The organism is Salinicola sp. NYA28a (assembly GCF_976982775.1).
Map to the genome: position 1 here is coordinate 3,339,640 of NZ_OZ334582.1, position 13,293 is coordinate 3,352,932.

Annotated in this window: 13 protein-coding genes; 7 read left to right on the forward strand and 6 right to left on the reverse strand. The window is 62.9% G+C overall.

Annotated features, from left to right (window positions below; all coding sequences use genetic code 11):
- Positions 1-87 precede the first annotated feature (87 nt).
- The 3 genes from ACWHY3_RS15045 to doeA form a co-directional block, all read right to left on the reverse strand.
- The gene (locus tag ACWHY3_RS15045; RefSeq protein WP_448126897.1) at positions 88-570 is read right to left on the reverse strand and encodes an Lrp/AsnC family transcriptional regulator; all 483 of its coding nucleotides are present in this window, start codon (positions 568-570) and stop codon (positions 88-90) included.
- 120 nt (positions 571-690) lie between these two features.
- Positions 691-1,758, reverse strand: coding sequence for a N(2)-acetyl-L-2,4-diaminobutanoate deacetylase DoeB (gene doeB / locus ACWHY3_RS15050; RefSeq protein WP_448126898.1), 1,068 nt, complete (start codon positions 1,756-1,758; stop codon positions 691-693).
- A gap of 204 nt (positions 1,759-1,962) precedes the next feature.
- The gene (doeA, locus tag ACWHY3_RS15055) at positions 1,963-3,162 is read right to left on the reverse strand and encodes an ectoine hydrolase DoeA (RefSeq protein ID WP_448126899.1); all 1,200 of its coding nucleotides are present in this window, start codon (positions 3,160-3,162) and stop codon (positions 1,963-1,965) included.
- A 198-nt stretch (positions 3,163-3,360) separates the two neighbouring features.
- Here doeA and ehuR point away from each other — a divergent pair, with 198 nt between their 5' ends.
- The 3 genes from ehuR (at position 3,361) to ACWHY3_RS15070 (ending at position 6,135) form a co-directional block, all read left to right on the forward strand.
- Positions 3,361-4,767: a MocR-like ectoine utilization transcription factor EhuR gene (gene ehuR / locus ACWHY3_RS15060; protein WP_332778972.1), complete on the forward strand. Its 1,407-nt coding sequence runs from the start codon at positions 3,361-3,363 to the stop codon at positions 4,765-4,767.
- Positions 4,768-4,847: 80 nt separating this feature from the next.
- Positions 4,848-5,789: a 2-hydroxyacid dehydrogenase gene (locus ACWHY3_RS15065; RefSeq protein ID WP_303854561.1), complete on the forward strand. Its 942-nt coding sequence runs from the start codon at positions 4,848-4,850 to the stop codon at positions 5,787-5,789.
- A gap of 130 nt (positions 5,790-5,919) precedes the next feature.
- Entirely contained in the window at positions 5,920-6,135 is a 216-nt protein-coding gene (locus ACWHY3_RS15070; protein ID WP_087718220.1) for a hypothetical protein, read from the forward strand.
- Positions 6,136-6,215: 80 nt separating this feature from the next.
- Here the strand turns inward: ACWHY3_RS15070 and ACWHY3_RS15075 are convergent, their stop codons facing one another.
- Together ACWHY3_RS15075 and ACWHY3_RS15080 are read right to left on the reverse strand one after the other, a co-directional pair.
- A complete protein-coding gene (locus ACWHY3_RS15075) occupies positions 6,216-6,962 on the reverse strand; it encodes an HIRAN domain-containing protein (protein WP_087718225.1) in 747 nt (248 codons plus the stop codon).
- A 1-nt stretch (position 6,963) separates the two neighbouring features.
- Complete coding sequence (locus tag ACWHY3_RS15080; protein ID WP_256961087.1) at positions 6,964-7,974, reverse strand: hypothetical protein; 1,011 nt, start codon at positions 7,972-7,974, stop codon at positions 6,964-6,966.
- A 165-nt stretch (positions 7,975-8,139) separates the two neighbouring features.
- On the opposite strand from ACWHY3_RS15080, the gene ACWHY3_RS15085 reads away from it, so the two are divergent.
- The 3 genes from ACWHY3_RS15085 to ACWHY3_RS15095 all read left to right on the forward strand — a co-directional run bounded on the left by ACWHY3_RS15085 (position 8,140) and on the right by ACWHY3_RS15095 (position 11,062).
- Complete coding sequence (locus ACWHY3_RS15085) at positions 8,140-8,871, forward strand: hypothetical protein (RefSeq protein ID WP_087718227.1); 732 nt, start codon at positions 8,140-8,142, stop codon at positions 8,869-8,871.
- Between the two features lie 133 nt (positions 8,872-9,004).
- Complete coding sequence (locus tag ACWHY3_RS15090; RefSeq protein WP_332778971.1) at positions 9,005-9,934, forward strand: lysine exporter LysO family protein; 930 nt, start codon at positions 9,005-9,007, stop codon at positions 9,932-9,934.
- A 120-nt stretch (positions 9,935-10,054) separates the two neighbouring features.
- On the forward strand, positions 10,055-11,062 hold the full coding sequence (locus tag ACWHY3_RS15095) for a LacI family DNA-binding transcriptional regulator (RefSeq protein WP_179208834.1): 1,008 nt from the start codon (positions 10,055-10,057) through the stop codon (positions 11,060-11,062).
- Between the two features lie 21 nt (positions 11,063-11,083).
- On the opposite strand, the gene ACWHY3_RS15100 is transcribed toward ACWHY3_RS15095, so the two are convergent.
- On the reverse strand, positions 11,084-11,641 hold the full coding sequence (locus ACWHY3_RS15100) for a gluconokinase (protein WP_448126900.1): 558 nt from the start codon (positions 11,639-11,641) through the stop codon (positions 11,084-11,086).
- Positions 11,642-11,849: 208 nt separating this feature from the next.
- Here ACWHY3_RS15100 and ACWHY3_RS15105 point away from each other — a divergent pair, with 208 nt between their 5' ends.
- The gene (locus ACWHY3_RS15105) at positions 11,850-13,196 is read left to right on the forward strand and encodes a GntT/GntP/DsdX family permease (protein ID WP_448126901.1); all 1,347 of its coding nucleotides are present in this window, start codon (positions 11,850-11,852) and stop codon (positions 13,194-13,196) included.
- Positions 13,197-13,293 lie beyond the last annotated feature (97 nt).

Sequence of the window (13,293 nt, forward strand, 5' to 3'; positions counted from 1 at the left end):
TTTGGCGGGGGAGTTTCGGTTTTTTTTGGCGGGATATAGGCAAGAACCAATGAGCCCGGCCAAGGCCGGGCTCATTGTCATCCGATTTCAGACAAGCGATTCATTTGACCCCGATAATGCCGGCGGCCCTTCGCGCTTGACCGTCTTGGTGACGATGTAGGTGAAGTAGCGCTCGATACCCAGATCGGAGACGAGCCAGGCATCGATCAGGCGCTGATAGGCGTCGATACTGTCGGCGGCGATCTTGACCAGATAGTCGACCCCGCCGCCCACCGCGACGCATTCGGCCACGGCGTCGGTCTCCGCCACCATGCGCTCGAAGCGGGCGAAGCTTTCGGCGTTGTGCTGCTTGAGCTCGATCTGCACCCACACTGGCGTGCGCTTGACGATGGCGTCGGGATTGATGCGGGCGCTGTAGCCCTCGATAATCCCGGCTTTCTCCAGCCGCTTGACCCGCTCCCAGCACGGGCTGACGGAAAGGCTGATCGCCTCCGCCAGCCGCGACTTGGTGATGCGGCCGTCGCGACTGAGAATCTCGAGGATTTTGAAATCGTAGCGATCAAGCTTCATACCAGACACCATCCAAACTGATTACGCTCGGCCATACATCGTTGAGCGCTGTTTCAAAATGCTCATTTACCCCTCGTAAACTCCGCTCTTTCAACAGCGCTCGCCTCGTCTGACCTTCGCTCATTGGCGTTTGGTCTGGGTCTGGTTCTGAGCACGCTCCAGCGACTCGACCACTTCGGCCACCACGGCAATGGTATCGCCCATCCCGACCTTGGCCGGGAACCGCCGGGCGATGAGGATGCCGTCGCGCTGGGCGCGGTATTCGACCGGCGCGGCGCCGGTGCGCGTCATGTCGTAGACCCGGGCGATCACTTCGCCCTTCTCGACCGTATCACCCAGGGACACCGTCAGTTCCAGCAGGCCGGAATGCTCGCTCTGCACGTAGCAGCTGGCATCCGGCATATCGACGTAGATCATCGGCTCCGCCGGCTGCTCGATCTCACCCGCGATCAAACCCGTTTTTAGCAAACCATAGTGAACCAGAAAGTTGCGCACCCCGCGCTCGGTCACGGCCAGGCTGGCCGGCGTCGAGGTGCCGCCGCCACCCAGCTCGGTGGTGACGAAGGTCTTGCCCTGAGACTCCACCGCCGTGTCATAGAGCTTGGTGGCGTCGAGTTCGAACATCATCATCGCGTAGGGCGCACCGAAGGCGACCGCACCGGCCAGGCTCGCGTTCTCCTGGGCGAGATCGTCGAGCCGGTGGGCGGCGGCAAACGGCACGATATCCAGCGTGCGGCCGCCGGAGTGCAGGTCCAGCGCCACGTCGCACATCGGCACCAGAACCCGATTGAAGTAGTCGGCGATCTGTGAGGTGACGCCGCCGTTGGGATCGCCGGGGAAGCTGCGATTGAGGTTGCCGCCATCCAGCGGCGAGGTCCGCTTGCCCGCTTCCGCCGCCGGCGTGTTCATCATCGGCACGATGATCACGCGACCGCGCACGTCCTTCGCCTCGAGCGTGCTGGCGAGCTTGAGCAGCGAGGTGATGCCTTCGTACTCGTCGCCGTGGTTGCCGCCGGTCAGCAGCGCCGTCGGACCTTCGCCGTTGGCGACCACGGTGATCGGGATCATCACCGCGCCCCAGGCCGACTCGTCGACCGAGATCGGCAGCTTGAGAAAACCGTGCTGAACGCCCTGGGCATCGAAGTCGACGGTGGCGCTGATCGGGCTGGGACGCAGGGTTGCGGACATGCGAACTCTCCTCAATGAAGCGGATGACGCGCCCTGGCGGATCGCTGCAGGCGCGTCATTGAATGGTAGCAAAATAGCCGGGCGAGCCGGATTCGTGGCGGGCTCCAGGCCCGCTGTTTGGCCTTGTTCCACGATCGACTTTCACGAACGATCGACTTTCACGGACGCCCGGCACGTTCTTGTTTGACGAACAGCTGACGCGTCTTACTTGACGAACAGCTGGCGCGGAAAATTGCACAGCGGCTCGGCACCGTTCTCGGTGATCAGGATGCTTTCGGTGATCTCGAGCCCCCAGTCGTCCATCCACATGCCAGGCATGAAGTGGAAGGTCATGCCGGGTTCGAGGATCGTCTCGTCGGAGGGACGCAGACTCATGGTGCGCTCGCCCCAGTCCGGCGGATAGCTGATCCCGATCGGATAACCGCAGCGCGCGCCGCCCCGGTCGAAGCCGTACTTGTCCATCGCCGCGCCCAGCGCCAGCGCGATATCGGCGCAGCGATTGCCCGGTTTGGCTACCGCCAGGCCGTTCTCGATCCCTTCGAGCAGGGCCGATTCACCGCGAATGAAGTCCTGCGGCGGCTTGCCCAGAAAGACGGTCCGCGACAGCGGCGCGTGGTAGCGCTTGTAGCAGCCGGCGATCTCGAAGAACGTTCCTTCGCCCTTGCGGAACGGCGTATCGTCCCAGGTCAGGTGCGGCGCGGCGGCATCGCTGCCAGTCGGCAGCAGCGGCACGATCGCCGGATAATCGCCGCCATGGACCGTGCCGTGCTCGTCGGTCCAGCCCTCGGTGCCGACCCGATAGATCTCGGAGACCAGCTTGCTCTTGGCAAGGCCGGGCTCGATCATCTCGAGGATGCGCGTATGCATGCACTCGACGATTCGCGCCGCCGTGCGCATGTAGGCGATTTCCTGCGGCGACTTGATCGCACGGCACCAGTTGACCAGCGCCGTGGCGTCGACCAGTTGGGCATGCGGCAACTCCTTGAGCAGGCTTACGTAGGCCTTGCCCGAGAAGTAGTAGTTGTCCATCTCCAGCCCGACATTGCCGGTATGCCAGCCATACTCCGGCAGCACCGACTGGGCCAGATATTCCATCGGATGCATGTCCGGGTTCTGGACGTAGTAATCCGGGTAGTAGCGCACGCGTTCGGCGTCCATCCAGCAGGTGCGCCAGGCGCCGTTGGCATCCTGACGCCGGCCGTACCAGACCGGCTCGCCTTCCAGGCCCACCAGCACACACTGATGCACATAGAACGACCAACCGTCGTAACCCGTCAGCCATCCCATGTTGGAGGGATCGCTGACGACGAGAACATCGATTCCGCGGCTCGCCATGGAAACGCGCACTTTGTGCAAACGACTGGCGTACTCTTCACGCGAGAAAGGTAAAGAAACCTGAAACATGGAGCCACTCGACTAACGGGACCAAATTTTGTAGGGACATCGGCGGTCGAGGGGATCGAGCCGGGTGTCCTGCCGCTTGCCGACCGGGTGTGAAATTGTCATGATTTAACTATCAACATTCATGACAATTATCGGTCAATGCATCGAGAACGATAGTAGCATCGTCGCTCAGCGTGCCGTCAAAGGCTTTATTGCATCATGACAATCGACCTGACGCCCTTCCTCGGCGGCCACGGCCCCAAATATCTTTCCATCGCCCGCGCCCTCGCCGAAGCGGTCCGCCACGGCGTGCTCTCTCCCGGCATGCGCCTGCCCACGCACCGCGAGCTCGCCGAAACGCTCGGCGTCAGCGTGCAGACGGTTTCCCGCGCCTACGAACAGGCCGAGAAGAGCGGCCTCGTCCAGGCCCGGGTTGGCAGCGGCACCTGGATTCGCGACGCCGAAGGTGATTCCGAAAACGAGTACCTGCGCGCCCCGGCGGCCGTCACCGATGCCGCGCCCATCGACCTGTCGATTGCCCATCCGGTCTGCCCGCCTTCCCACCATCGGCGCTTTCGCGATGCGCTGGCGGAACTCGCCGAAACCGCCCACGCCGACGTGATCGGCGCCTGCCGACCGATCGCCGGCCTGCAGCATCAGCGCGAGCGCGCCAACACCTGGCTCAAGGAGCGACTCGGCGTGCCCGGCGAGACCGACGACCGGCTGCTCTGCAACGGCGCGGCCCATGGCCTGATGCTGGCGATCGCCACGGTCGTCCAGCATGGCGATGTCGTGCTGACGGAGACACTGACCGACCACGGCCTGATCGCGCTGGCGCGCACGCTGGGCTTCCAGCTTCACGGCGTGGCGATCGACGAGCAGGGCGTCATCCCCGAAGCGCTGGAGGCGGCCATCGTGAAATTCCGCCCGCGCGCCGCCTGCCTGACGCCGACCCAGCTCAATCCCACTGGCGCGACCATGGAAAACGCCCGTCGCGACGCCGTGGCCGAGATCCTGCAGCGTCACGACGTCTGGCTGATCGAGGACGACGTTCATGCACTGCTGGAACCGCCGGGCCTCAAGTCCCTGACCGCCCGCCTGCCCCAGCAGGGCTTTCACGTCACCAGTCTGACCAAGTCGACCGTGCCCGGGCTGCGCGCCGGCTATCTCACCGTGCCGCGCGGCCAGATGCATCACACCCTGCCGCGCCTGCGCGCCACCAGCTGGATGGCGACCCCGCTGATTTTCGAACTGGCGGATTACTGGCTGGCCAGCGGCATGGTCGACACGCTCGCCCACGAGCAGCGCCAGTTGCTGGCGGAACGGCAGGCGCTGGCCGCACGCAAGCTGGCGGGCCATGCCATCGAATCGCGCCCCAGCAGCCTGCATGTCTGGCTGACGCTGCCGGAGCCGTGGCGCGCCGAGGAACTGCAGCAGCAGGCGCGCCAGGAAGGCGTCGCCATCACCACAGCCCAGCCGTTTCTGGTCGAGCAGTCGGCCATGCCGCGGCGCGTGCGCATCAGCCTGGGAGCCGAACCGGATCTGTCGCGCCTGGCCAGCGGTCTGGACGTGCTTAGCCAACTGCTGGGCGAAGCGCCGCCGCCGATGCTGGAAATCGCGTACTGAGCTGCGAGCGGCGATTTCTTTCGCCGCCCATAACCTGCGATGATGACCGGCTCCAACAAGACAACGGCGACGGAGCCCAGATGCGAGTCCTGATCTATCACAACGACGCCGAGCAATGGCGCGACATCCTGCTCGAACGCCTGCCGGACGCCGAATTCCACGTCGCGGCGGACAGCGGCAACCCACAGGTGGATTACCTGGTCGCCTGGAAGCCGCCGGCCTCGGTCTTCGACGAGCAGACGGTGCTCAAGGGCGTCGTCAACCTGGGCGCCGGAGTGGACGCCTTGCTGCAGAACCCATCGCTGCCCCGCGAGATCCCCATCGTCAAGCTGCGCGACGCCGGCATGGGCGAACTGATCGGTGACTACACCCGCTACGGCGTGCTGCATTTCCAGCGCGACTTCGACCGCTATCGCCGACAACAGGCGACGAGCGAATGGCGGGAAGTGCCGGTGATCGACAAGCCCGACTGGCCCATCGGCGTGCTGGGCCTCGGCGCGATCGGCACCCGTGTCGCGAAGATGCTCGCCGCCGACGGCTATCCCGTTCACGGCTGGAGCCGCTCGCCCAAACGGATCGACGGGATCAGTTGCCATCACGGCGACGACGGGCTCGATACCCTGCTGCACCAGGTCAAGACGCTGGTTACCCTGCTGCCGGACACGCCCGCGACGCGCCACATCATCAACCGCGACAACCTGGCCAAGCTCCCCGTCGGCGCCAGCCTGATCAACCCCGGTCGCGGCACCCTGATCGACGAGCCCGCCCTGCTCGAAGCACTGGGTTATGGAGAGCGCGATGGAGTGTCCGAAGGTCGCCTGCGCGGCGCGCTGCTGGACGCCTTCCCCAACGAACCGCTGGCAGCGGACAGCCCGCTATGGCGCCACCCCCGCATCCTGATCACCCCGCACATGGCCGGGCCGACGCCGATCGGCGCCGCCGCCGACCAGGTCGCCGACGCGCTGGACGCGATGTCGAAAGGCAAGGCGGTCGAAACCATCGATCCCGAAGCGGGGTATTGAGCGAGACGGGAGCCGGCATCGCCATTTTCGGCCGGGCCACCTGATTTCACCCAAAGACGATGATAGCCTCTGTTTCAGAACGTAAAGTCGGATTTACAACCGGCTGGGCTACTCGTCTGCGAGGGATGCGGTGAACAAGAAGACGCTTACCGAACGCGATATCGGTACCAGGTTCATCACGCCGGCTCTTGAGCCAGCTCCTCCTGAAAATGAACGATATCGCATCGTCAAAAAAGTCGACGGGCTAATGGCCCTCTGCGACCAGCTCAAGGCCCGCTTGGGTGAAGCCGGTGAGCCCCGCACCCGGCTAGCCGAGGCGGTGGTAGCCAACGCCACGAGTCAGTAACCGCCATACAAATTGGCCCTCACGAAAGCGAGGGCCAATCGGGAATGGCAATGAACTAGCTATAAACGGCTGGCGACTGGTTAGGCTTTCAGCCGCTGGGTGGTTTTCGGTATAGCCGACTGATCTCGGGTGACGCTCGTCAATACATAGACGAGGGGGCGGTCATCGGTGCCGTTGATACGAAAAATCATGCCTTCCAGACCCGCACCCTGACCTATCATTCGGTGCAGCAGTTCAAGCTGCCCGCGCGGCACATAACCCAGCTTGTGTCCCTGGGCCTCAATACGGATAGCCAGGCGGTCATAAGTATTGTCAGGCTCGGGAACGAATCGAACTGGCTCGCCTGTCTGAAGCTGAGAAACCGCTATCTGTGTCTCGTGCCGAAAACCGGCCACTTCCAGCAGCATCTCAAAGGCTGCGGGTGCGTTGTCGAAGGGGTGTACCAGCTCGAACCCATCGTTGGGCAATTTTGCGCCTGTGTACCCCAGCAGACCGAAGTCACTGATGTCAGCATCCGGCGGAATGCCGCGCAGTTCGAGATAACGACCGAAGTCTCGCCGACTACGCGGCGGTAAACGCCGCATGAAAGCGTCAAGAACATGATGCCGATGTTCTGCCCGGTTCAGAGGGAATGCTGGATAACCCTGGAATCCCATTTCAATGGCCTCGGCCATATCCTGTTCATCCATGCCGTACTGAAGCCAGACGTCATCGCCATGCTTGACCAACTGGCCCACGCAGTAGCGAGAGCGGTTCTTGCTCTCACGCGCCTGCCAACACAGCAGCAAGCGTTGCGGTTCTACCAGATGTTCGATTAGACGATTCATGTCAGTTCTCCAGAGCCTGAAGCAGGCGCTCTCTCCTCGTTGAGGTCAGTAAAGTAACGAATTCGGCACGTTGCTCGGTCAAAGGATGAGGCATGTCGAAAAGCATCAATTCATGAAGCATCGCTTTCAATGACTCATGACTCCATCCGCGCAGACGTTCTATCAGGACCGGCTTCACAGCCGGATAGCGGCGACAGTAGCGCTCCACGCCTTCGATCAGCGGTAGTCGCGACGGTTCACTTCTGGACCAACGCATCTGGTGCCGCCCCCGGTTCAGATAGGCATCGAGCTCATTGGGGTCGCGCATCATGCGCCCCATCTTCTGCGGCTGCAACTCATGACCAAGGCTGGTGCCATTATCGAAGTATGGTGTGAAACGCCCGGTCGAGCCATTGTCACGCCATATCAATCCCCAATTTTCCTGATGACGGTCCGTATTGCCAATCAGTGCATCGAAGCATAAACACAACCCCCAATATATCTCCCAATCATGAGTGAGCGTGCCAGTGCGTGCCAATGCCCGGCTGAGGGAGAGGATGGTGGATAGATTGTGCTCACGCCCCTTTTCGCGGTCATAACCAGGAATCAAGCGTTGCATATAGTCACCGCCTGGGACGTGGCGCTCCTCTCCGCTATCCGGATAGCCCATGAACCACTCGTTGATCGTGCCAGGCTCGTCTCTCGATGAGTCGATTGCTACGAATACTGGCGGCAGCGTCAGTCCCATGAACCGCCCGATACGAAAAGCGATGACCTCGGCCCAGTACTGGTCAGGATGCCGTGGCTGCCCAGGATTCTTGACGCTTTTGATCGCTTCTTTGAACAGATAGCGATGCCCTGGCAGACAGAAGGTATGAGGGGCAGGATCCGGAGAAATTAGCAACGACTTATCCCGGGCGCCTACTGGGTAAACTTCGTAGTCCCCGTACATCGGCCAGTCCGCGATATCGATAATCTGATCTGGCCCTTGATCAACCCCGTCACGATCTATCAGGCACTTGCTCTCCGTCATTGCATGCTCCATTCCGCCTCTTGCATACAGTAACGCGAATTAACATTACGATGGCATCCACATGAGTCCATTCGCCAATTGAGAAAGCCAATCTGCATCCCGGAACGTCTCACCTCGATCGGCGTCTGATACGGACAGATCACCGATTCGCTTTCAAGGATGTTCATGTCATACCGATTTCTAACGATCAAGACCCTTGCCACGCTGCTGCTGACGGCTGCCAGCTCGCTGGCACTTGCCGCACCGACGCCGTTCACCGCCCATTACCGGCTCGATATCAGCGGCTGGCCGGATGCGACGATCACCCATACGCTGTCGCGCCAGGACGATGTCTCCTCCCCCGGCGAGGTATGGGAGAGCGACATGCGCGCCAGCATCAAGGTCGCCAGCGGCGAGGAACGGGGCCAGTTCCGGCTGGATGGCGGTCGGGTGCAGGCGCTGGACTACACCAGCGCGTATTCGCTGGTCGGCATCGGTGACGACTACCATCTGGACAAGGATCAGTTGCAGGCGTTGCCGGATCGCCAGACTGCTCTGTTCGAGCTGTCGCGCAAGGCGCCTGACGCTCGCTGCGCCAACCCGCAGGTGTCGCCCTGCGAACTCGACTACCAGAACCATAAGGGCAAGACGGAGCGGCTTTTCTATCGCGTGACCGACCGCAGCGATATCGAGACGCCGGCCGGCACGTTTCCCGGCGTTACCGTGGATACCTGGGATCCGGACAAGCGCGACCGCCATATCTACTTCACTTTCCACCGAGAGATACCGGGTCTGCTATTGGAGATGCGCTACGTCAAGAAGGATGAAGCGCGCAGCCACCTGACGTTGACCGATCTGACACTGGATCGGCTGAGCGACGCCGCGGACAACGCCGCAAGAAGCACTGCCGAGCAATAACCGTTCAGCTCTTCTTCCCTCTTTATCCCACATCCTCTAGAGTCTTTAGCCAATCACGGACGCCGATTTATCGGCGTCCGTTTTTTCGTGGCGCGTCATCGCCGATGCGCTACAGGTTCGCTCGGGGGAAATCATGCTGCTGGGTCTGTTGTGGATATTGCTGCCGTTGATCGTGGGCTATCTCATTCCCGTGCGGCGGACAGGAATTCGTCAGGCCATCGATCGCGGCGTCAGTGCCTCGGTCTACGTGATCCTGCTACTGATGGGCATCAGCCTCGGCGGGCTCGAGGATCTGCTTGGCCAGCTGTCGCGCATCGGGACGACCGCGCTGACGCTGTTTCTGGTGATCTCGCCGATCAACCTGCTGGCGCTGGCCTGGCTCTCCCGCCGGCGGCTGGCCCGTCGAAAATCGCAGGCGTACGGTGAAGGCAGCGCGGCCCCCGCCAGCAAGCTGCAGGCGATGCTGGGCTCGTTGCAGCTGGCGGGCGTGGTGCTTCTCGGCGTCTGTCTGGGCGCGGGCGCCCAGCTCCTGGGCTGGCATCTGGCCTCGCTGGCGGAAACGCTGGCGACCTGGGCGCTCTATGCCCTGCTCTTCCTGATCGGCTGCCAGCTGCGCAATTCCGGGCTGGGGCTGCGCCAGATCCTGCTCAACCGGCTGGGGCTGGCCATCGCGATGACGGTGTTCCTGAGTTCGATGCTGGCGGGGCTGATCGCGGCACCGCTGCTGCAATTGCCATGGAATCAGGGCATGGCGATGGCGGCCGGGTTCGGCTGGTATTCGCTGTCGGGGATTCTGATCGGCGACCAGCTCGGGCCGGTGCTCGGCGGCGCGGCCTTCTTCAACGATCTGGCCCGCGAGCTGCTCGCCTTTCTGCTGGTGCCGCTGTTCATTCGGCGCGCCGTGCCGCTGGCGATCGGCTACGCCGGCGCCACTTCCATGGACGTCAGCCTGCCGGTGATCCAGCAGTATGGCGGCATTACCTGCGTGCCGCTGGCGATCGTCAGCGGCTTTCTGCTGTCGCTGCTGTCGCCGCCGCTGATTCTGTTGCTGCTGTCGTTCTGACCCGCGTCGACGCTGTTCTCTACGACCATGGGCTTAGGGTGCTCGCCAGCCCCGGCATGATAATCTCCTCCGAAAGTTACCGGTAACACCGGACAGAATAATCGATTTGCGGGGATCTCCATGCCACGTCGTTCTTCAGGACGCGTGACGCTGCAGCATATTGCCGAACGCGTCGGCGTTACCAAGATCACGGTATCGCGCGCCCTGCGCGAGCCGCATCTCGTCTCCGCGGCGCTGCGACTGCGCATCGAATCCGCCATCGACGAACTCGGCTATATCCCCAACCACTCCGCCGGGGCTTTGGCCAGCGGGCGGTCGCACAGTGTCGCGCTGTTGATCCCCTCGCTCTCCAACGCCGTGTTCTCGGAAATCCAGCGCGGGATCGAGGAAGGGTTGGGCCAGGCCGGCTATCAGGTATTGATTGGCCATACCGGCTACTCGATCCTCGAGGAAGAGCGGCTGATCGACACCTACCTGAGCTATGGCGTCGAGGCGCTGATTCTTCCCGGCACCCGCCACACCGACCACGCCCGTCGCCTGCTGGCCCGCGCGCGCGTGCCGGTGGTCGAGACGCTGGAGCTGACCGAGACGCCGCTGGATATCAATGTCGGGCTCGATCAGCACGAAGCCGGCAAGGCGATGACGCAGGCCTTCCTCGACCGCGGCCACCGGAAGATCGGCTTTCTGGGCGCACGCATGGATTATCGGGCGCAATTGCGCATGGCAGGGTGGGAGGCGGCCATGCGCCAGGCGGGGCTGTCGGCCGAGCGCTGCCTGACGACGCCGCATCCGTCTTCCTATCGGCTGGGCGGGGAGATGCTGGCTTCCATGCTGGAGCGCTGGCCGGATCTGGAGGGCATCTTCTGTGGCAACGACGACCTGGCCGCGGGGGCGCTGTTCGAATGCCAGCGTCGCCGCCTGAACGTGCCGGATCAGCTGGCCCTGGCCGGCTTCAACGGGCTGGACATCACCGAGGCGACCGCGCCGCCACTGGCGACGGTCGTCACGCCCCGGCGCGGCATCGGGGACACCATCGCCAGACGCCTGCTGGCACGCCTTCAGGGCGCGCCGCTGCAATCCACCAGCGAAAACCTGGGGTTCCGGATTCGGCGTGGCGGCAGTCTGTGACCGACATCACGCCTCCAGACTTCAGCTCTCGGCGGCGAGAAAGCGCTTCTCGAGCCTCAACACCGCTTCGTTGACTACCTGATCGAGAGTGCCGGCGATATCGACGGTGACGGCTTCGTCATCGCCCGGCGCCTCGAGTGTCGCCAGCTGGCTGTCGAGCATTGCCTCGCCCTTGAAGAAGTGATCCTGACGCGACTGAATGCGCTGCAGCAGCAGCTCGCGGCTGCCGGCGAGGTGAACGAACGTCAACGCCTCGTCGCCCTTGCGCAGGGTATCGCGGTAGCGCTTCTTGAGCGCCGAGCAGCCGATGACCAGCGTTTCGCCCTGCGCCCTGGCTTCGGCCAGAAACGACGCCAGCCGTTCGAGCCAGCCGGCCCGATCATCGTCGTCGAGGGGCTCGCCGCGAGACATCTTGGCGACGCTCTCCGGCGAGTGGTAATCGTCTCCGTCCAGGAACCGCCCACCCAGCGCGGTCGCCAGCCGCTGCCCGACTTCGGTCTTGCCGCAGCTCGATACGCCCATCACGACGATGCGCTGACCCATCTTTGCGTCCATGACGTTGCCTTCCGATTGATGCATGTATGATTCGTGCCGTTTCGTTTTGCTGACTCGCCTATCGGCCTAAACCGATTCGGCCACGGTTGTCTCTACACCTTTAGGCGCATTGTTGAGATCCAGCTGTTACCGGTAACATTCATTTTCGCCAACTCCACCGCGAAGCACAACGCCACCAAGGGCGTATATCCCGTCTTGGCACCGTGTGCTCTCACCAAGGAATTCGTTTGACATGGATAGCCCAACATCCCTGATCCTTGCCGCGCTGGGCAGCATCATCGTGCTGCTCTATCTGGTCATGAAGCTGCGCCTGCACGCCTTCGTCGCCCTGCTCGTCGTCAGTGGCCTGGTCGGGCTGGCCACCGGCATGAATGTCGAGGAACTGCTGGATACCGTCGAGAAAGGCATGGGCGGCACGCTGGGGTTCGTCGCGACCGTCGTCGGGCTTGGCGCCATGTTCGGCAAGATGCTGGAGGTCTCCGGCGGTGTCGACCGGCTGGCCAATACGCTACTGGACAAGTTCGGCGAAAACCGTTCGCAGTGGGCGATGGGCGTCACCGGTTTTCTGGTAGCAATTCCCGTGTTTCTGGATGTCGCCTTCATCATCCTGGTGCCGCTGATCTACGCCCTGACGCGTCGCACCGGTCGCTCGCTGCTCTACTACGGCATTCCGCTGCTGGCGGGTCTCGCCGTGACCCACTCGTTCATTCCGCCGACGCCGGGCCCCATTGCCGTCGCCAAGCTGATCGGTGCCGATCTCGGCTACGTGATCCTATTCGGCGCCATCGCTGGCCTGCCGGCCATGATCATCGCCGGGCCGCTATTCGGGCGCTGGATCGGCAAGCGCATCGATGCGCAGATCCCCGATTACATGGAGCTGCCGAAGAACGATGTCGATACCACCGGTCTGCCCAGCTTCAAGCTGATCCTGTCGATCATTCTGCTGCCGCTGGCGCTGATCGTGCTCAACACCGTTTCCGGCGTGATCCTGCCGGAAGAGAGCCCAGTCCTGGCCGCCCTAACCTTCCTCGGCCACCCGTTCGTGGCACTCACGCTGGCCACGCTGCTTGCCTTCACGCTGCTGGGCACGCGCCGCGGCATGAAGCGGGAGCAGGTCATGGAAGTCGCCACCAAGGCGCTGGAGCCGGCCGGCATCATCATTCTGGTCACCGGGGCCGGCGGCGTCTTCAAGCAGGTGCTGATCGATTCCGGCGTGGGCGAAGTGATGGGCAACATCATGGCCGAAAGCGCCCTGCCCCCAATCCTGCTGGCGTTCCTGATCTCCACCGCGGTGCGCGTGATTCAGGGTTCGGCCACGGTCGCGATGATTACCGCTGCCGGCCTGATGGCACCGGTCATCACCACGCTCAACCTCGACGGCCCGGTGCTCGGTCTGCTGGTGATCTCGATCGCCTCCGGCGCCACGGTACTGAGCCACGTCAACGACTCCGGGTTCTGGCTGGTCAACCGCTACTTCGGCCTCACCGAAGCGCAGACCCTGAGAAGCTGGACGGTGATGGAGACCATCATCGGGCTGGTCGGGCTGGTCATGTCGCTGATCATCGGGCTGTTCGTCTGACCCGACACGCGCCATGCGATACAAGACGCCCGCTGTGGAGAGTTTTCCGCAGCGGGCGTTTTTCATGGATCAGGCGTCTTTCATGAATCAGGCGTTT